11 protein-coding genes are annotated in these 19,687 nt (G+C 72.0%); 7 read left to right on the top strand and 4 right to left on the bottom strand.

From position 1 onward, the window contains the following. Positions 1-57: 57 nt before the first annotated feature. The 3 genes from ACFVUY_RS29240 (at position 58) to ACFVUY_RS29230 (ending at position 1,842) form a co-directional block, all read left to right on the top strand. Positions 58-657, top strand: a complete 600-nt coding sequence (locus ACFVUY_RS29240) for an ATP-binding protein (RefSeq protein ID WP_387734879.1) — start codon at positions 58-60, stop codon at positions 655-657. 105 nt (positions 658-762) lie between these two features. Then, the gene (locus ACFVUY_RS29235; RefSeq protein WP_387734878.1) at positions 763-1,386 is read left to right on the top strand and encodes a hypothetical protein; all 624 of its coding nucleotides are present in this window, start codon (positions 763-765) and stop codon (positions 1,384-1,386) included. Between the two features lie 303 nt (positions 1,387-1,689). Next, entirely contained in the window at positions 1,690-1,842 is a 153-nt protein-coding gene (locus ACFVUY_RS29230) for a hypothetical protein (RefSeq protein WP_387734876.1), read from the top strand. Positions 1,843-1,881: 39 nt separating this feature from the next. On the opposite strand, the gene ACFVUY_RS29225 is transcribed toward ACFVUY_RS29230, so the two are convergent. From ACFVUY_RS29225 to ACFVUY_RS29210, 4 genes are all read right to left on the bottom strand, one after another. Continuing rightward, positions 1,882-2,370, bottom strand: a complete 489-nt coding sequence (locus ACFVUY_RS29225; protein ID WP_387734873.1) for a transposase — start codon at positions 2,368-2,370, stop codon at positions 1,882-1,884. Between the two features lie 876 nt (positions 2,371-3,246). Next, positions 3,247-8,790, bottom strand: a complete 5,544-nt coding sequence (locus ACFVUY_RS29220) for an amino acid adenylation domain-containing protein (RefSeq protein ID WP_387734870.1) — start codon at positions 8,788-8,790, stop codon at positions 3,247-3,249. Continuing rightward, positions 8,787-13,991 carry an amino acid adenylation domain-containing protein gene (locus ACFVUY_RS29215; protein WP_387734868.1) on the bottom strand — a complete coding sequence of 1,735 codons (5,205 nt, stop codon included), beginning with the start codon at positions 13,989-13,991 and terminating at the stop codon, positions 8,787-8,789. Before ACFVUY_RS29215 ends, ACFVUY_RS29220 begins: the two co-directional genes overlap by 4 nt. A 354-nt stretch (positions 13,992-14,345) precedes the next feature. Continuing rightward, positions 14,346-14,936 (bottom strand): RICIN domain-containing protein, encoded by a 591-nt coding sequence (locus ACFVUY_RS29210; protein WP_387684620.1) that lies wholly within the window; start codon positions 14,934-14,936, stop codon positions 14,346-14,348. A 329-nt stretch (positions 14,937-15,265) separates the two neighbouring features. Here ACFVUY_RS29210 and ACFVUY_RS29205 point away from each other — a divergent pair, with 329 nt between their 5' ends. The 4 genes from ACFVUY_RS29205 (at position 15,266) to lepB (ending at position 19,667) form a co-directional block, all read left to right on the top strand. Beyond that, the gene (locus ACFVUY_RS29205) at positions 15,266-16,783 is read left to right on the top strand and encodes a glycosyltransferase family 2 protein (protein WP_387734865.1); all 1,518 of its coding nucleotides are present in this window, start codon (positions 15,266-15,268) and stop codon (positions 16,781-16,783) included. Between the two features lie 253 nt (positions 16,784-17,036). Beyond that, entirely contained in the window at positions 17,037-18,026 is a 990-nt protein-coding gene (locus ACFVUY_RS29200) for an aldo/keto reductase (protein ID WP_387734862.1), read from the top strand. Between the two features lie 292 nt (positions 18,027-18,318). Then, a complete protein-coding gene (locus ACFVUY_RS29195) occupies positions 18,319-19,140 on the top strand; it encodes a hypothetical protein (RefSeq protein ID WP_387684626.1) in 822 nt (273 codons plus the stop codon). A 68-nt stretch (positions 19,141-19,208) separates the two neighbouring features. Beyond that, entirely contained in the window at positions 19,209-19,667 is a 459-nt protein-coding gene (gene lepB, locus ACFVUY_RS29190) for a signal peptidase I (protein WP_387734860.1), read from the top strand. Positions 19,668-19,687 lie beyond the last annotated feature (20 nt).

Raw genomic sequence — 19,687 nt, 5'->3', positions numbered from 1 at the left:
CCGCCCCGGCTACCACCCCCACCATCGACGCCTCAGTCGATATCCGGAGGAACCGCCATGCCCATGGTTGAAGTTGCATGTGAAGCCCACTCCAAGGAGTTCCGCCTTCTCCGTCGACGCGTGGTCGACAGCGTCGTGCGAGCCGGAGTCTCCCTGCCCGCAGAAGCACAGGAGGAACTGCACCTGATGCTCGCCGAGTTGCTGTCCAACGCCCAGCGGTACGGCTGCGCCCCCGACATCCCGAAGCAGACGGTGGCGGTTGGGGCGGAGATCAGGAACGGCACGCTCCTACGGGTGGCCATCACCGACCCCGGCCGTGGTCGACCCGACCCGACCCGCGCTGAACCCGACGAGTCCGGCCGTGGCCTGACCATCGTCGCCGCACTGGCCTCCTCCTATGGCGTCACGATCCACGAAGACGGCCGGCAGACGGTTTGGTTCGAGCTCCCCGTCGGCAACTCCCACGTGGCCAGAGCCAAGTCGATGAGGTTGACAGTCCTCGATGTCACGGACGTCTTCGGGCACCCGGGTGTCGGGCTGACCACTTCGGCGCTCAAAGCTCGTCACAAGGTCGAAGGCTCACGTCCTCACCCGACGAGTGGGAGGTTCCCTGCTACCGACGAGAGCCCGACCACGCCACGCTCACTTCCCTGCTGAACGCCGGCGATCCCGATCGCCCGGTTCTGTCGGCAAGTGTCATTCAGCGCAGCCGATGTCGTCGTACCGACCTTCCACACAGGCAGTGCCCCAGGAGCTCTCACCGTGACCGCAGAATTCGACGAATTCGACCCCTCCTCCTTTATCGAGATCCGGCAGACCCCACTGGAGTCGATCGGCATCACCGAACCCGCGGGCTGGGCTGTGCTCACCGGCATCCCGGCTGCCCTGCCGCGCCAGGCCCCGATCATGACCAGCGCCTTCTCCAGCGCGGACAGCTACCACGACGACCGGGGCACGCAGCGGTTCACCAGTCTGCTCACCGAGTGGGAGGGCACCCGGTCACTCACCATCGTCTACGCCCCCAACCACCCCGAGTACCAGATGTCGCTCGACAGCCATCTGGACAGGGTGCTGCCAGAGCACGACGTGGCCGAGCTGGGAGGCGACGTGGTCACACCCGTGCTGGTACACCGGCAGGAAACGCTCGCGCTCCACCGCCGCATCGGCATCATGATCGGCTTCGCCTTCTCCTGGCACGGGTGGGTCACCGTCGTCGTACTGGAAGCTGAACACCTCGAAGACACCCAACTGTCCCTCACCTACCGGTGGCCGCAGGGCGAGATCGCCTCCGCCCGACCGGGGTTGCAGGTACGACACTGCCAGCTCGCCCACGCCGCTGTCGTACGGCGAACCAAGACCGGGTGGAGCAGCGGCGTAGCCTTCTGAACCACACGGCTACGCCCACGAGGCCTCATGCTAAGGAGTCGCACTTCCACAGCCCGGCTCCTCGCGAGTCTCAGGTTAGCGAGCGTCGCCCATCGCCGCTCGGTCCACCCCATGCCTGACGTACCGGACATCCACCGCTCCCGGCCATCTACCGCCCGCTACAGTGAGTCCGATCGCCAGCAGCACCGCTACCGGAGGACCGAGTTGTCCCAACAACCCAAGAGGTCGTTCAGCCGAGCCGAACTGGACGCTGCCACCTGGTACGGGGCCCCTGGTGACACCGATGGGCCCCGGGCCGCGTTCATGAACGAGGGCTACGTGGTGATGCGCACCCGCGCCGACGACGACGCGCCCGTGCTCGTCTACACCCAAACAGAGTGGGATGCATGGAAAGCCGGTGCCGCTGCCGGCGAGTTCAGCGATCTTCCCGAACAAACGCTGCCCAACAACGGGTAGGGAAGGCCGTCAGCCTTCCCCGTCAGGTATGCAACATCCTCACTGCGGGCAGTACAGCTGGGGCATGCTTCGCCCACCGACCCCGTTCACCGTTGCTTGGGCCTGCGCCCGGGTGGGCTGACGGTCCGCCGTGCCACAGCTGCGCGGGCTGCTCACCGACAGTGGCCGTCGGCCGACTCGGGAAGCGGCTGTGGAACGGAGCGCGTCATCCCGGTCTTCTCTCACGGTGAGGGGTTCGCGCAGGTCGGCGCGGTGGCGGCCGACGACGCGCTCGACTGCCTCGGCGAGGTTGTGCAGCAGGTGCCAGGCGTCAGCCACCTGCTGGGCGTGTGCTGCACCTGCGCCGGCGTCGTCGCGGAATGAGCCGGCGCGGTCGCGGCAGATCGTCCGTACCTCGGGATGATCGCGCAGCCAGGCGGCGAAGGTGTTCGCAGTCCGGTCTGCGAGCACGTCGACCGGCCGGTGGGTGTCCATGTCCACGAGGACGGTCGCGTAGGTGCGACCACGGCGAACGGCGAACTCGTCCACGCCCAGACGCGGGACGAGTCCCGACGACGGGACGGGCAGCGCACGGATGAGGCGGAGCAGGGTGTCCCGCCCAGTGGTCACGGCAAGACGGCCTGCAAGCCGGGCTCCGACCCGTCCGCCCAGGAACAGCGCGATGTCGGTGAGCCGGGTGGTGAGGGCGGTCGTACGGCGCGCGTGCCGGGACGTCAGATCCTGGATCTACTCGGCGAACGTTCGTCGCCTGCACTGTTCGTTCCCACACACGAGACGACGCGCCCTCAGCTCCAAGCGCCCCGTCGGCCGGCTATCGGACGGTCTGCAAGACGCCGCCTGTAGTAGCAGTGCAACCGCGACGATCTCCGCCCACACCCGGGACAGGCGGCCGGCACAACCGCCGACCGCAAGGCGAGACGAACCTCGTCATCCCCGAGAACCATCTCCTCGACCTCCACGCCGATCGCAGGGAAGAGAAGGCCAGCCACACCCGCCGCATCCATCACCCCTAGGTCATGCCCACCACCCGTTCCTGGTCGTCACAGACCCCTCAATCAGCGACAGAGCCCGGAAAGTGATCCAGAACCCAGATTCAGCCGTTGCCGACAGCCGACCGGTTCCGGCCGCCCCGATCACCAGTACCTTCAAGTCCCCGGCCATGGCTGTGGCAGCACCTCGAGCGCGCGCGTTTTCGAACGCCGCCCAACCGGCCATCGCCGTACGAGCCATCACCTGGCCTCGCCACCGACGCCGTCCGAGAAGTGGACGGCGTCGGCAATGGCTGAGAACAGCGAGTTAGTGGTTGTTGTGACATCCTCCCCCGGCCGGCCGGGCCCGCGGGCTCAGGTGGCGTGTTCGTGCGACCGCCCGAGGGAGTTCCACCACGTGTCACGGCCGACCCGGTCACCGCCCCCCGCCGGGCATGGCGCGGTCGGCCGCGGCCTGCAGGGTGTCGAGGTCCTCGGCGATCTCCGCACCGGCGACGGCGTCCGGCAGCTCGTCCTCCATGTACCGCAGGGGGCGGTAGCGCAGGCCCAGGACGGCCCAGGCGATCAGCAGCAGTCCGCAGGTGACGAGGAGCAGGCCGGTGCCGCGGCCGGGCCCGGTGCCGAGGGCGCGTCCCACGGTGTCCGCCAGCGTCCCTGCCGGGTTCAGCAGGCCGGAGAAGTACTCGGCGAGGGGCGGGGCGGTGAGGAAGGCCAGCGGGGTCATGGCGACGGCGAGCATCTGGTTGGTGGCGAGCACCCGGCCCTGGAGCTCCGGGCCGACCTTGATCTGGATGATGGCCAGCCAGTGCGCGTTGAGGATGCTCATGGATGCCCACCAGACGAGTGCTCCCATGGCCGCCAGCGTCACCGACGGACGCAGGCCGACCAGGACGACGCCAAGGCCGACACCGGCCACGAACCCCACCATGCCGGTCGCCCGCCGGGCGGTGCCGCCCCACAGCGCGACGATCAGGCTGCCCGCCACGGCGCCCGCGCCGCCGACCGCGGTGACCACGCCCACCGCCGTGGTGCCGCTGAAGGAGAGCACGCTCGGGACCGTCAGCGTCACCGCGAGGGTGCCCAGGTAGTTCTCCACCATGAAGAACACGATCATGATCATCAGCGGACGCCGCCGGATCAGGAACCGCCAGCCGCCGACGACGGTCCGGGCGAAGGACTCCCTCTGCCGCCGGAAGAGCCGGTCGGGGAAGCGCACCCACAGCAGCGCGGCCAGGCCGACGAGGAACGACGCGACGTCCACGGCCACCACCCAGGGCAGGCCGACCAGCCCGATCAGCGCGCCGCCGGCCAGCGGGGCGATCAGCGTCCCCAGGCCGGCGCCGAGGTTGGCCAGCCCGTTGGCCTGCACCAGGTACGGCTTGGGGACGAGCTGGGCGACGGCGGCCAGGTAGGCCGGTCGCCGGAACGCGGTCACCAGTGACATGACGCCCACGATCAGGCCGACCTGCCAGAGCGCCAGGCTGCCGCTCCACAGCGCGGCCACCAGGGACACCGTGGCGGTCGCGGAGACGGCGTCGCAGGTGAGCATGACCCGGCGGCGGTCGATCCGGTCCGCCACCGCGCCGCCCAGCGGCGCCGCGACGATCGCCGGGAGCATGGCGAGCATGCTGATCAGCGCGTAGTCGAGGACCCGCCCGCTTTGCTGGTAGGCCCAGACGCCGAGGGCGAAGGAGGTCAGCGCGCTGCCGATCAGCGAGACGGTCTGGCCCGCGGCGACGACGTAGAACTTCCTGAGGTCGTGCCGCGCCTTCCGGCCGACGACCGTGACGTCGGCGAGCGGCTCCGGCAGCCGGCCGCCGGCCCAGGCGCCGAGCCGCTCGCCGATCAGCGCGGCGAGCTGGGCGGCCTGGTGCTTGAGGAAGTAGTGGCCCGCTCTGGGGAGGGTGGCCAGCTCGACCCGGTCGGCGAAGGCTCCCCACTCCGTGAACCGTTCCTCGTAGAGCTCGGTGGACCGGTCGCTCTCGCCGATCACGCAGAGCACCGGGGCCCGTAGCCTGCGGGCGTCCGCCCTGGTCAGTTCACCGGTGAACCAGCCCTGCGCCTGGTCCACGTCGTGCCGCAGAGCGCGCAGCATGGTCCGCTGTGCCGCTTCGGCCGCCTCGCCGTCCCCGTCGCCGTCCTCGTCCATGCCGCCGAGGGTGCGCAGGAAGTCCCGGTAGGCCCGGTCCGACGTCCAGCGGGTGGCCGGGAACCTGCTGCGCAGCCAGGTCGACAGACGCCCCGGCAGCCGCGCGCCGGGAAAGCTCCCGCCGACCAGCAGGCCCGTCACCGGGACACCTTCGGCTTCCAGACGCAGTGCCAGTTCGGTGGCCGCGGCCGAGCCGACGCAGTGGCCGTACACCGCAACCGGGCCGACCCGGCCGCCCTGCCCCGGGGCCGGGCGGGCCGCCTCGGCCAGCTCGGCGACGACCCGGTCGATCAGCGCGGTGAGCGGGAGCAGCGGCTCGTCCGGCCTCGCCGGGTCGTGCCCCGGCAGTTCCACCGCCAGCACGGCCGCGCCGGGGATGGCCTTGGCCAGTTCCGTGGCGAGCGGGCCGTAGGCGGCTGCCGAACCGCCGCCGTAGGGGAGGCACACCACGGTGACGGTCGGGAGCCGGCCGGGCGGGGGACCCGCCAGCCGGTGCAGCAGGCGACGCTCGCCGTCGGGCTCGTGCGCCTGTGCCGCGTCGAGGAACGCGGCCAGCTCGCGAACGGTCGGCCGGGTGAACAGGTCGATCACCCGAAGCGTCGGGTCGATCGCCCGGACGGCGCGCACGGCCCGGAAGGAGTCCCCGCCCAGGGCGAAGAAGTCGTCGTCGACGCCGATGCCGTCGGGGGCGTCCAGGTCGAGGACCTGTGCCCAGGCCTGTGCGACGCGCAGCTCGGTCGGCGTGCTCGGGGCGATGTGCTCGGTACTCGCCGCCGGCTCGGGGGCGGGCAGCGCCGACCTGTCCACCTTTCCGTTGGGGTTGAGCGGCAGCGCCGGGAGTACGACGATCGCCGAGGGTACCATGTAGTCGGGCAGTCGCTCGCGCAACGCCGTTCGCACGCGCGCGACGTCCACGCCGGACGCCGACGCCGCGGGGGTCACCCAGGCGGCGAGCCGCCTGGCATGGGCCTCGCCGACCGGCAGCACCACCGCTTCGGCGATCTCGGGCAGGTCGCGCAGCGCGGTGGCCACCTCGCCCAGCTCCACCCGGAAGCCGCGGATCTTGACCTGGTCGTCGATCCGGCCGAGGAACTCGAACAGTCCGGTCGTGGTCAGCCGGACGCGGTCCCCGGAGCGGTAGCACCGCGAGGTGCCGGTCACCGGGTCGGGGACGAAGCGCTCGTCGGTGAGGTCGGGGCGGCCGAAGTACCCGCGCGCCACGCTCGGCCCGCCGATCCACAGCTCGCCGGGCACCCCGGCGGGCAGCGGCCGGCCGCCGGGGTCGACCACGTAGCAGTCCACGCCGGCCAGTGGCCGGCCGATCGGAACCGTCCCCGAACGCCGGGCCGGCGGGGTCTCCTCCACGGTGCAGCCGAGCACGGACACCGTGGTCTCGGTGGGGCCGTAGTGCACCTGCACGGACAGCTCGGGCCGCGCGGTCCGGATCCTGGCCACCAGGTCCCAGGAGCAGGCCTCTCCGGCGAGGATGAGCAGCTTGCGGGGCAGTACGCGGCCGAGGTCCCCGTGGGCGGCGAGCAGTTCGAGGTGGCTCGGCACCATCTTGACCGCGTCGACCGGGTGCGCCTCCAGGTACTCCCCGTACGCCTGCGGGTCGGTGGCCACCTCGCGGTCCACCAGGTGCACCGTGCCGCCGGTGGCCAGCGCGCCGAAGAGGTTGGTCATGCCGAGGTCCGCCGCGTGGGTCGACACCAGGGCGAACGCGCCCCCCTCGACACCGCAGCCGGCCAGTCGCTCCGTCACCGCGTGCAGGTAGTGCACGATCTGCCGGTGCTCGACGGTGACGCCCTTGGGGCGGCCGGTCGAGCCCGAGGTGAAGACCAGGTAGGCCGGCGCGGTCGGATCGACGGCCACACCGGGTGCTCCGCCGGGCTGTTCCGGTGGCGTCCCGGGGGCGGGCGGACCGTCCAGGAGCAGCAGCTCCGCGGGGGTGCCCGCGGTGTCCGCACCGCGCCCCGGGAGGCGCTGGGCGAACTCCCGTTCCGCGAGGACGACTCGCGCACCCGCCGTCGACAGGATGTCGGCCAGCCGGTCGTCCGGGTACGCGGGGTCGAGCGGCAGGTAGATCGCGCCGGCTTTCAGCGTGGCGAGCAGGGCGACCACGAGCGGTGTCCGGCGGTCGGCCAGGACGGCGACCGGTTCCTGCGGTCCGACTCCGGCCGCGAGCAGCCGGTGCGCGAGCCGGTTCGCCCGCCGGTCCAGCTGTCCGTAGGTGAGTTCGCCGTCGGGGCCCACGACCGCCGTCGCGTCGGGCCGTTCGGCCGCCCAGCGCTCGACCAGTCCGTGCAGCGGCCGGTCCAGGTCGAACTGCCGGCGCGGCCCGGAGAGCAGCGGTCCGTCCACCGGTTCCACGGCCACCTCGCGCACGGGGCGGTCGAGGTCGGACAGCACGCCGTCCAGCAGGGCCGTGTACCACTCGGTGATCCGCTGCGCGGTGTGCCGCTCGAAGAGGTCGGTGCGGTAGATCAGCGACCCCTCGTAGGTGTCGCCGGTGCCGCTCGACGAGGTGGCCGCGAACGCCAGGTTCAGTTCGTACTTGGCCGTTGTCGCCGGCGGTGCGAAGACCCTCGCCGTCAGGCCCGGGAAGCGCGGCGCCGCCGTCGGGGTGTCGATCACGTTGAGGAGGACCTGGAAGATCGGCGTGGTGGAGAGGTCGCGGGCCGGGCGCAGCCGGTCCACGATCCGCTCGAACGGGACCTCGGTGCGGGCGAAGGCCTCCAGTGCCGTGTCGCGCACCCGGGTCAGCAGCTCCCGGCCGCTCGGCCCGCCGGACAGGTCGGTCCGCATGGTCAGGGTGTTGATGAAGAAGCCGATGGTGTGCTCGGTGTCGGGGTGCCGTCGTCCCGCCTCGGGCACGCCGACCGGCACGTCGTCGACGCCCGACAGCCGGGCCAGCAGCTCCTGCCAGACCGCGAGGAGCACCATGAACGGCGTGCAGCCGGTCTCGGCGGCCCGCCCGCGCACCTTGGCGGTCAGGGCGGCCGGAAGGACCACCGGCACTTCCGCGCCCGCCCGTTCCGCGATCGGTGGGCGGGGAAGGTCGGTGGGCAGGTCCAGGACCGGCTCCAGGCCGGACAGCGCACGGACCCACCAGGCCAGGTCGGTCTCCGCCCGGTCCCCGTCCTCCGGCCGCCCGGAGAGCCAGTGCGCGTAGTCCGCGTACTGGACCGGTGGCGGTGCGGGAGACTCGGCCAGCCCGAGCCGCGCCGAGTAGAGTGCCGCCAGTTCCGCCACCGCCACCGTCCTCGACCAGGCGTCGAAGGCGATGTGGTGGACCGTCAGTGCCAGGACGTGCTCGTCGGTGCCGAGCCGGAACAGCACCGCCCGCAGGGGCGGTTCCACGGCCAGGTCGAACGGCCTGCGCAGGTCCTCGGTCAGGCGGCGGTCCAGCGACTCCCGCTCGCCCGGCCCGGTCAGATCGGCCTCGGCCAGCGGTACCGCGTCCGCCGGGCCCGCCACTGCCGCCGGCTCGCCGTCGGTCTCGACGATCAGGCTTCGAAGGACCTGGTGCCGCTCGGCGAGATCGCGCACCGCCCCCAGCAGCGCCGCACGGTCCAGGGGTCCGTGCAGGTGCAGGGCGACCGGGATGTGGTAGGCGGTGCTCTCCGGATCCAGCTGGGTGAGGAACCACAGCCGGGTCTGTGCGGCCGACAGTGGGGCCGGAGCGTCCGCGTCCGGGCGGGCGGGTATCGCCGGGGTGCTGCGGACCGCGGTGCGGCGGGCCGAGGCGAGCCGGGCGCGCAGCGCGTTGGTGAGTCTGGGGTCCCGCCGCTCGGCGGACACCTCGGTCATGCGGCACCGCCGCCGGTGCCGGAGGCCGGGCGGGCGGGTTCGGCCGGGTCGGCCGGGTCGTCGAGGCCGGCCGGGTCCGCCGATTCGGCGAGGTCGGCCAGCAGCAGGGCCTCCAGCGCGGCGGCGAAGTCGGCCAGGACCGGGTGCTCGAACAGCAGGCGCACCGGCAGCGCGAAGTCCAGCGCCGCCATCAACCGGCCCGCGACCCGGGTGGCCGCCAGCGAATGCCCGCCGATCGCGAAGAAGTCGTCGTGCGCACCGACTTCGGTGGCCCCGAGCACGGTCTCCCACACCTCGGCCACCAGCAGCTCGGCATCGGTGCGCGGGGCGACCTGCTCGCCGCCGGTTTCGCGACCGGGCGCCGGGAGGGCGCCCCGGTTCACCTTGCCCGAGGCCGTCAGGGGCAGGGCGTCGAGCACGACCCACCGCCGGGGCACCATGTGGTCCGGGAGACGGGTGCGCAGGCGCTCCTCCACCGCGGGCGTGCCGAAGGCGTCCGCGGTCGCCGCCGAGGGGTCCACCGCGAGGTAGCCGACCAGGTGGGCGTCGGCTCCGTCGCCGAGGACCACGACGGCCGCGTCCACGACCGCCGGCTCCGTGCGCAGGGCGGTCTCGATCTCGCCGAGTTCGATCCGGTGGCCGCGCAGCTTCACCTGCTGGTCGCGGCGGCCCAGGAAGTCGAGGGTGCCTCCCCCGGCGCCCCCGGCCATGGGGGTCCCCCCGGCCGAAGGCTGGGGGAGGCTGGGAGGCGCCCCCACCGGCCGGGGGGATCCCCATGGTCGCCAGCGGGCCAGATCACCGGTCCGGTAGCACCTTGCGCCCGGCACGAACGGATCGGCGGTGAACGCCGCCGCGGTCGCCTCGGGCCGGTTCCGGTAGCCCCGGGCGACGCCCGCACCGCCGATCCACAGCTCTCCGGTGACTCCCGGCGGCACCAGCCGGCCCATGGCGTCCAGCACGTAGGCCGTCTCCCCCGCCAGCGGGCGGCCGATCGGCACCGCCTCGCCGACGGGAGCCTCCACCCGCGCCATGGTCGAGTAGACCGTGCTCTCGGTGGGCCCGTAGGCATTCCACAATTCGCCTGTCCGCGCCAGGAGTTCGCGCGCCAGCCCGGGGTCCATCGGCTCGCCGATGCTGACGACGCGCACCCCTGGGGCCGACCACTCGGCGGCGACCAGCATCCGGAGCGTGGTCGGCGTGGCGGTCATCAACGTCACCCCGGCCCGGTCGATGAACCGCGCGACGGCATACCCGTCGACCGCGGCCTTGCGGTCCAGCACCGCCAGCCGGAGTCCGCAGGCCAGGCTGACCCAGAGTTCGAACCCGAACACGTCGAAGGCCGGTGACGTGAGACCCAGCATCACGTCGTCGGGCCGGACGCCCGGCCTGATCCGCATCGCGGCCACGAAGGCCGCCAGGCTCGCGTGAGTGACCTCCACGCCCTTGGGCCGGCCGGTCGAACCGGAGGTGTACAGCACGTACGCCAGACCCTCGGGCGCCGCCTCGGGCAGCCTCGTGGGTCCGGGGTCGGTCAGGCCGCCCAGGTCGAGGACGCCGACGCCGACCGATTCGCCGAGCTCGCCGGCCAGCGCGAGGGTCTCCTCGGCGGCGACGACGACGGTCGCCCCGGAGTCGGCGAGCTGGCCGCGCAGCCGTTCGGTGGGCTGGTCCGGTTCCAGCGGAACGTAGGCCGCACCGGCTCGCAGGACGCCGAGCAGGGCGGCGGGCAGGAACCGGTCGCGGGGAAGGCAGACCCCCACGGTGAACGCCTCCGCCGGTCCTGCCGCGGGCTCGGCCGCTCTCCTCGCGAGCAGGGCCGCGGCCACTCGCCGGGACCGTTCGGCCAGTTCCGCGTAGTCGAGTTCACCGGCCGGGTCGGAGGCGGCCACCGAGGTCGGCCGCCGGGCGGCCTGTTCGAGAACGGCCGCCACCACGGTCCGCGGGCCGCCGGCCGGCAGCGGGACTCCGGTGCCGGCGGCGAGCAGGGCGGCCTTCTCCGCTCCGCTCACCAGCTCCAGGGCGGACAGCGGAAGGTCCGGATCGGCCGCCGCCGCGCGCAGGACCCGGAGCAGCCGGTCGGCGAACACCTCGGCGTCGGCCGGGCCGAACCGGTCCACGTCGTACTCGATCTGGAGCTCCGGCCCCCGCGCCGTCTCGTTGACGAACACGGTCAGCGCCGCCTGCGTCCCGCCGCTGCTCACCTCGCCGAGCAGCTCCAGACGGACGCCGTCGTGCTCCACCGCCACCGGGAGGCCGGCCGGCTGGAGCGAGAGCACGACCGGGGTGCCGATCGTTCCCCGAGGGTGTTCGACGCCGGCCGCCTCGAAGGCGTCCTGCACGGTGAACCCCGGATGGTCCATGACGCGGGCGGTCGTGGCGGAGGCACGGCCGACGGCGCTCCGGAAGGACAGTCCCTCCTCCAGCCGCAGCCTGATCGGCATGATGCCGACCAGTGGCCCGACGACCGCCTCCAGCTCGGGGTGCGCCCGGTTCGCCACGGCTGCGCCCAGGACGACGTCGGACCGGCCGGTGAGGCCGGCGACCAGCACACCGAGCGCGGTCAGGAACGTCGAGAACGGAGTGGCTCCGCAGTCGGCCGCGAGTTCGCGCAGCATCGCCGCCGTGTCGGCGTCGAGCGGACGGGCCAGCCGTTCGCCGACCAGTCGACCGGGGCCGGCGGGCTCGGCTGACTCGGCGCAGAGGAGGTCGTGCGGCGGGACGGCGTCGGCCAACTCCCGTGCCCAGAAGGCCCGCAGCGCCTCGACCCGGCCGGGCCCGGCGGCCAGCGCGCGCTCGTGCAGCGCGATGTCGCCGACCTGGACGGGCGGCGGCGTGATGTCCGGGCCGCCGCCCGACGCGTGGTCCGTCCCACCACCGAGGCTGCCGGCCAGCTCCGACATCAGGACGCCGATCGACCAGCCGTCGAATGCCACGTGGTCGGTCACGACGACCAGTTCGGCGGTGTCGTCGTCGAGCCGGAGCAGGGTGGCCCTGAGGAGCGGTGTCTCGGTGGCGAGGTCGAATGCGTGGCTTGCGGCCGCGCGGGTCAGCTCGGCCGCCCGGCTCGCCCGCTCCGCCTCGGGCGCTCCCCTGAGATCGTGCTCCTCGAACGGCACCGGGGCCGGCGGACGGACCAGCGCGACCGGTCCGTCGTCCACGCCCCGACCCGAGGCGTCCACGCCCCGACCCGAGGCGTCCACGCCCCGGCCCGGGGCGTCCACCACGACGCCGGCCGGCACGACGCTGCGCAGCACCTCGTGCCGCTCGACCACCGCGTCCAACGCGGCCCGCAGCCGCGCCGCGCTCGGCAGTCCGCGCAGGCCCAGCCGGAAGGCGATGGTCGTGGCGCGCTCGGCCGAACTGACCTGCCGCAGCAGCCACATCCCCTGCTGCGCGGATGTCAGCGGGTAGGTGTCCCGCCCCGCGTGGCGGACCAACGCGGGCTCCGGCTCGCTACCCGAGCCGTCGGCCGACCGGGCTCGCAGCAGCGAGGCGAGTCCGGCGACGGTGGGCGCCTCCAGGAACGCCGCCAGGGAGACGGCCGTCCCGAAGTCGCGGCCCAGGACGGCACAGACGCGAGCGGCCGCCAGGGAGTGGCCGCCGAGCGCGCCGAAGTCGTCGTGGATGCCGACGTCCGCCAGACCGAGGACACCGGCGACGACCTCCGCGATCCGCCGCTCGGTACCGGTGCGCGGGGCGGCGTACTCGGTGTCGACCCCGCGGCCGAACTCCACCGCGGCCAGTGCGGCGCGATCTGCTTTGCCGGTCGGACCGACGGGCAACCGGTCGAGGACGGCGATCCGGGACGGCACCAGGTGGTCCGGCAGCCTGTCCCGGAGCCAGGCACGCAGCCGCGCCCCGGTGAGCGTCCGGTCGGCCGACTCCGCGTAGGCCACCAGCTGCCGGGTGCCGTCCTCGTCGGCCGGCGCCAGCACCACGGCCTGCTGGACGGCCGGGTGCCCCGCGAGCGTCGCCCGGACCTCGCCCGGCTCGATCCGGAAGCCGCGGACCTTCACCTGATCGTCGACCCGCCCGACGAAGTGGTGGAGCCCGTCCGCCCGCCGGACCAGGTCGCCGGTCCGGTAGTGCCGGACTCCGGCCGCATCCGTGACGAACCGTTCGGCCGTCAGCTCCGGCCTGGCCGAATACCCCCTGCTGACCAGCGGACCGGACACCCAGAGTTCCCCGACCTCGCCGTCGCCGAGCGGGTTCCCGGCGCTGTCACGGATCGAGAGGCCGCTCCACGCGTAGGGCGACCCGATCGGCGGCTCCCCCCGCCCGGCTCTGGGCACCTCGTACGTCACGCAGCTGACGGTGCATTCGGTGGGGCCGTAGCTCTGGACGACCCGTCGCACGCCGGCGTTGGCGTAGATCCGGTCCGCCAGGGACCGGGTGAGCGGTTCCCCGCCCGCGCGGACGGTGCGCACGCCCGACGGCAGCGGCTCGCGCACGAGCGCGGCCAGGACGGACGGCGTCCCGTAGACCATCGTGACCTGGTCCCGCGCGGGCAGGGCGGGCAGCGCGAGCAGGTTCTCGGCCAGGATCACCGTCCCGCCGCCGAGCAGCGGGAGGAACAACTGGGTCACCGACGGGTCGAAACAGACGGACGTCGCGGCCAGCATCCCGCGGAGTTCGCCGGCCGAGTACACGGACGACTCCCACCGCAGCAGGGCCGTCACGTTGCGGTGCTCGACCACCACGCCCTTGGGCCGGCCGGTCGAGCCCGAGGTGTACATCACGTACGCGGCGTCCGTCGGCTCGCCGGACATGTCGAGGGCGGCGCGGTCGTCGGCGCCCGGGACCACCGTGTCGACGAGCAGCAGGTCGACGCCGGCGGCCCGGCGGACCTCCCCGCGGCGCTCGAGGACGGCCGACGAGGAGACCAGGTGGGAGATCCCGGCGTCCGAGGCGATGAACTCCAGGCGGCTCGCCGGGTGGACCGGATCCAGCGGCACGTAGGCCGCGCCGGCCTTCCAGACCCCCAGCAGCGCCGGGATCAGCCACTCGTCGCGGTCCAGGCAGACGCCCACCAGCGAACCCCGCCCGACGCCCAGGCGGCGCAGCTCGCGGGCCACAGCGGCGGCCCTGCGGTCGAGCTCCGAATACGTGGTCCGGACCGACTGCGCCACCACGGCGATGTCGTCCGGGGTCCGTCTCGCCTGTTCCTCGAAAGCCCGATGAACCGGGCCGGTTTCGGACATGCTCGCCGACGTCATTGTCGATCCCCCTCATGAACGTGCCACTGCACCGGAGCCACGCCTGTCGGGTTGGCGGTGCAAACGCCTTTTGAGCGCTGGTCGGTTGTCATTGCCGATGCTGCGTGCGGGCTGATGCCGTGTGCGGTCGGGCAGCCCGGGAAAGGTCAGCTCGAAGGCGTTTCGGGGCGGGCCTCCGGCGACGCGCCCACCGTACTTTGCCGTCTCCGGTGGGGTCCATAGCTGTGATCGACTTGTCAGCGTCGGCACCCCCTCGACCGGGAGGCCGCTGCGCGAACGCGTGGTGTCGACCCCGCACGCTTCGCAATGAGCGTGCGGGATCGACGAGTTGGCGCTGAATCAGCCGGCGAAACGCCAGATGTGGTCGTCGTAACCGTCGTAGACGCCGCCGTGCCACGAGCTGTCGTAGCAGGGGTAGACGGTCAGGGGCAGGTCGTTGGCGCGGTCGCTTCCGTCGCCGGCCCAGCCGGCGACGTCCAAGCAGAGGCCGTTCCGGTAGTTGACGATCTCGTAGCCCCCGTTGCCGACCACGTCGACGAGGTACCACTCCTGGTTGTCGTTCGCGGGGTCGGAGTTGCAGGTGTAGACGGACACCTGGGCCCCGGCCGGGGCGGCGCCGTAGTCGGGCAGGTCGAGGCAGTAGCCGCTCTTGGCGTTGGCGAACCGGTACAGGGGCCGCCCATCGACGGTGCGGGTCTGCTCCAGGTTCCACATCTGGTTGTCGTACACGCCGTAGCTGCAGTTGTACTGGCTGACCCGGGTGTCGAGCGGGTTCCAGCCGTAGCCCGGCAGGTCGGCGCACTTCCCCGTGGTGACGTTCTCGAGCGCAACGGTCTGCAGGTACGTGGCCGCGTGCGCGTTGGACGCGAAGGAGAGCGGGAGCAGCGCCGCGACACCGGCGGCGGCAAGAAAGCGGGCGGCTTTGGGCATCGGCATGAGGATTCCCCCATCGTGGGCGGTTTGGGCGGGAATTCCGTGCGTGTATCGCCTGGCTCCGACGGAGCTGCGATCGGGCACGAGGATAGGGGGGTCGAATGCGGCGCGAACCGTCGAGGATTCGATTACGGCCGAAAATGATTGCGCGACCGAAAGGCGCCGGTGATCCGGGTCGACAGAGGCGAGCGGCCCAGGCAGATCCTGACGGGGAATCAGGAGACGTCGTAGCCGGCGGCATCCGCCCCTGACGCCGGCCCGCGGACACGGGATACTTCCGATGATCATCGAACTGGTGGTCACCGGTGGGGCGAGGAGGGGGAGGCATGGCGGGGTTCGTCGAAGTGGATGTGGTCGAGGCACTGGCGCGTGGTGGGGCCGAGGCGCAGGACCGGGTCCTGGAGGAGCGGTCGGCGGAGGTGGCCGACGAGATGGCCAACGGGTTCGCCCGCCGGCATCCGGAGTTCGCGGCGAGGTCCGGATTCGCCCGCTGGCAGCTGGTGGCGCTCGCGGCCGGGACGGTCTGCGTCCTGGCGGTGGTGGTGGTCGCGCCCATGGTCGCGCTCCTGCTGCTGACGACACTGGCGACGGCCTACAGCCTGCTGCACGCGGTGGTCGCGGTGGCCGGGCTGCTGAGCGGCGGACGCCGCGGGACCCCGGAGGAACCGCCGCTCGCGGACGCGGACCTCCCGTTCTACACCGTGGTGGTGCCCGCCTACCGGGAGGCCGGGGTGATCGGCGCCCTGGTCCGGCACCTGGCCGCGCTGGACTACCCGCCGGACCGGCTGGAGGTGCTCGTCCTGGTGGAACGGCACGACCCCGACACGATCCGGGCGGTGCTCGCCACCGATCCGCCCGCCTTCGTCCGGATCGTGCGCCTGCCGCCCGGTCCTCCGCAGACGAAGCCCCGGGCCGTGAACCTGGGGCTGATGCTGGCCCGCGGCGAGCTTCTGGTGATCTTCGATGCCGAGGACCGGCCGAACCCCCTCCAACTGCGCCGCGTCGCCGCCCGGTTCGCCTCGGCCGACGACCGGCTGGCCTGCGTCCAGGCACAACTGCTCTTCCACAACGCCGAGGTGAACTGGCTGACCCGGCAGTTCGCCATGGAGTACGCCCTGCGCTTCCGGTTCTCGATGCCCGGGCTGGTGCGGCTCGGCATGCCGATCCCCCTCGGCGGCACCAGCAACCACTTCCGCACCGACACCCTCCGCACGCTCGGCGGCTGGGACGCCTGGAACGTCACCGAGGACGCCGACCTCGGCATGCGCTGCGCGGCGCTCGGCTACCGCACCGAGATGATCGAGACGGTGACCTGGGAAGAGGCCCTCGACGTGCCGGGGCCGTTCGTCCGCCAGCGCACCCGGTGGTTCAAGGGCTTCCTGATGACGGCGATCGTGCACACCCGCCGCCCACTCCGGACCCTGCGCCGGTTCCGCGCCTCGGGGCTGCTCGTGCTGCTCGGCGTGGTCGCGAGCGCCCCGGTGACCGCCCTGGTCCTGCCGGTGACGGCCGCCCTCACCGTGCTCGCCGTGTCGGGCCTGTTCCGGTCGTCGTTCGGTGCCGGGCTGCTGGCACCGGTGCTGGCCGCCCAGGGGGTGTCGATCGTCGCGCGGGTCGGCATCACCTTCGCGGCCGCCCGGCGGGCCGGCCTGAGCGGGTGGCCCGCGGTCTTCGCCCCGCTCTACTCGGTGCTGTGGTCGATCGCGGCCTGGCGGGCGGTCCACCAGCTGGCGTTCTCCCCGTTCAGCTGGGAGAAGACCCCGCACGTCGGCCAGGGGCACGCCGACGGCCGGCCGACCGGTGTCGCCGGCGAACCGGCCGACGGCGTCTCGTCGACGGCCTGACGGGTTCCGGGAACGCCCCGCTCGCCCGGTCGGCGCATTCGCCCCGCCGACCGGGCCCGCCGACCGGGCCGGCCAGGGCCGCCGTCGACGCGCCCACCCCGCACGGGTGCCCGCGTCCGGCCGTGCCGGTCCGCCTCCGGAGGGCACCGGCACCGTAGGGTCCGCTCCGAGGAGACGGGGCCGACCGGTCGCGCGGACCGGGGCGCCACGACGGCGCCGGGCCACGGCAGAGACGGGACGAAGGGAAACTCACGTGCGACAGCGCAGTCTGCGGGACCTCCAGGTGTCGGCCATCGGCCTCGGCTGCATGGGGATGTCCGCCTTCTACGGCACGGCCGACCAGGACGAGGCCACCGCGACCATCCGGCACGCCCTCGACCTCGGCATCACCTTCCTCGACACGGCACAGGTCTACGGACCGCTCACCAACGAGTCCCTGGTCGGCGAGGCCGTCCGGGGACACCGCGACGAGTACGTGATCGCCACGAAGTTCAACTACCGGATGGACGGCGCCGTACCGGGCGACATGTCGACCGTGGGACGCCAGGACGGCTCCGCCGAGCACGTCCGCGCATCCGTCCACGGTTCACTCGCGCGGCTCGGCACCGACCGCATCGACCTGTACTACCAGCACCGGGTCGACCCGAACGTGCCCATCGAGGAGACCGTCGGCGCCCTCGGCGAACTGGTCGCCGAGGGCAAGGTCCGCCACATCGGGCTGAGCGAGGCGAGCGCGGAGACCATCCGCCGCGCCCACGCCGTCCACCCGGTCACCGCCGTGCAGAGCGAGTACTCGCTCTGGACGCGGGACGTGGAGGCCGAGGTGCTCCCCGCCTGCCGGGAACTCGGCATCGGCTTCGTGCCGTACTCCCCGCTCGGCCGCGGCTTCCTCGCGGGCCGTTTCAGCTCCCCGGACGAGCTGGACCAGGACGACTTCCGCCGCACCAACCCGCGCTTCACCAGGGCCAATCTGGCAGCCAACCTCAAACTCGCGGAGAAGGTGAAGGAGATCGCCGCGGAGAAGGACGTCACCCCGGCCCAGCTGGCGATCGCCTGGGTCCTGGCCCGCGGCGAGGACCTCGTGCCGATCCCCGGCACCAAGCGCCGCGCCTACCTGGACCAGAACGCGGGCGCCGTCGACGTCGAGCTCACCGCGGACGACCTGGCCCGCATCGACGCCGAGCTGCCCGAGGTGGCGGGCGAACGCTACGACGAGGACGGCATGCGGGCGGTGAACCGCTGACCGACCGGTCCGACGACACGGCGTTGAGGAAGCGGCGCCCGACCGGTCCCGTCGGGACGCGCGGCCGTGACGGAACGATTACCGTACGGGTGCGAATCATGCCGGCGGCGACTAGGCTTGACATCAAGCCCAGTGGGTTCCCGGGATCATCTGCCCCCATCGTCTCCACTGCATTTTGCGTGCGCGCGACACGTCTTCACTGATTCTTAAAGCTCCCCAAGCAAGTAAAGCTCCCCAAGCAAGAGATTGTGACAGACGGGAGAGCCTCATGCTTATCGTTGTCATGACGTGCATGGCAGTTGCCCTGATAGGCCTCATGGTCCGCCTTTCGCGACCTGCCTATGCCGATCTGAAGTGCGGTGACGCACCCATGTACTTCGACGGCGGACTCGTCGTCACGTGGTCGGGGCCCGCCCCCAAAGAGGCACGGGTGAGGGTGGCGAACGGCGACATCTTCGAGCGGGTCGAGCAGGCCACCGGGCCGGGGATTCCGTCGGAATACCCCGAGAAGTACTTGAAGAACCTTCGCACGTCCGAGGTGTTCAACGCCTGCACCGCGTGGACTCCCGACGAGCTGGTGCGCTGGCAGGGACGCCATGGAATCGAGATGGAGCCCGAAGCCCTGAGCGTCTACGACAGCTACCTCAAGAACGGCAATACCATCTTCATGGCGCTGGTGGACCATCCGAGCGTCAGCGATCCGGGATCGTTCGTGGCCTGCAGCCTGGTGCTCCAGCGCGCCGTGATCGTCTACAACGGCGGGCGTCAGGACCTGTTCCTCCGCTCATATTTCCACAGCGCGCGGGAAGATTCGTCGGAGTTTGTCAACTTCGCACCTGGCGGCAGTGTTCACTACTCATTCAAAACCGATACCGCCTGGTTCCCCCTGGAGCTGACCCGTTTCATCTCCGAGCCGGCCTCGTACGTAGAGCTGGATATCGTCACCTCCGAGGGATTCGACGAGGGCCTTCTCCCGGCCCCGTTCTCGGCGCGAGAAAACGGCTATGTACTTCTGGGGGACATCAAGTACCAGGCGAGGCGGGCCTCCGCCGTCCTCAGCATCGGAGATCAACATCACGCCATCCCCGACTTCAAGCTGAAACTTGGCCGTTGAAATTCCACGCCTGCCCCGCCGAGGAATCGCGGGGCAGGCCTTCCGACGGCCGGCTGGGGGAACGACCAGTGCACCCTGCCGAGATCATATATCTGACCGGATTGGCGCTGGCAGTCATTGCCGTGACTTCGCTGACCTATTTCGTTCGGATAGCAACGGAGTCCATGGCGCCGACACTACTTGTCGACGACCGTCTCCTGGTCGTCCGGAGGCCGGTACTGACGCGGCACTGTCCCGCTCGCGGCCAAGTTGTCGTCTTCACCTCCGGTGCCGACGGGCGCAGGATGGTCAAGCGAGTCGCCGCCACAGGTGGGGACAGCGTTCTTGTCGGCGGCAGCGCCCGGGCAGACGGCTCGATCGACAACGGGACGCGGGTCGACGTACCCATGGACGGAATTTTCGTACTGGGAGACAACCGAAGGGTTTCACGCGACTCACGAGAATACGGGTGCATCAGTTCTCGGCAGGTAGAAGGACGGGCCGTTCTCGTCGTATGGCCGCCACGTCGATTGCGGGTAGTCCGATGACAGCCGAAGTTCGCCGTACG

This window comes from Kitasatospora sp. NPDC058063, assembly GCF_042885395.1.
In the GTDB taxonomy this organism is placed as follows: Bacteria; Actinomycetota; Actinomycetes; order Streptomycetales; family Streptomycetaceae; genus Kitasatospora; species Kitasatospora lactacystinica.
This window is presented reverse-complemented; position numbering and strand designations above follow the sequence as displayed.

Excerpts from the sequence above, each read along its gene's own strand:
- ACFVUY_RS29240 (WP_387734879.1), top strand. The coding sequence starts at position 58 with ATGCCCATGGTTGAAGTTGCATGTGAAGCCCACTCCAAGGAGTTCCGC.
- ACFVUY_RS29230 (WP_387734876.1), top strand. The coding sequence starts at position 1,690 with ATGAACGAGGGCTACGTGGTGATGCGCACCCGCGCCGACGACGACGCG.
- ACFVUY_RS29220 (WP_387734870.1), bottom strand. The coding sequence starts at position 8,790 with ATGACCGAGGTGTCCGCCGAGCGGCGGGACCCCAGACTCACCAACGCG.
- ACFVUY_RS29215 (WP_387734868.1), bottom strand. The coding sequence starts at position 13,991 with ATGTCCGAAACCGGCCCGGTTCATCGGGCTTTCGAGGAACAGGCGAGA.
- ACFVUY_RS29210 (WP_387684620.1), bottom strand. The coding sequence starts at position 14,936 with ATGCCCAAAGCCGCCCGCTTTCTTGCCGCCGCCGGTGTCGCGGCGCTG.
- ACFVUY_RS29205 (WP_387734865.1), top strand. The coding sequence starts at position 15,266 with ATGGCGGGGTTCGTCGAAGTGGATGTGGTCGAGGCACTGGCGCGTGGT.
- ACFVUY_RS29195 (WP_387684626.1), top strand. The coding sequence starts at position 18,319 with ATGGCAGTTGCCCTGATAGGCCTCATGGTCCGCCTTTCGCGACCTGCC.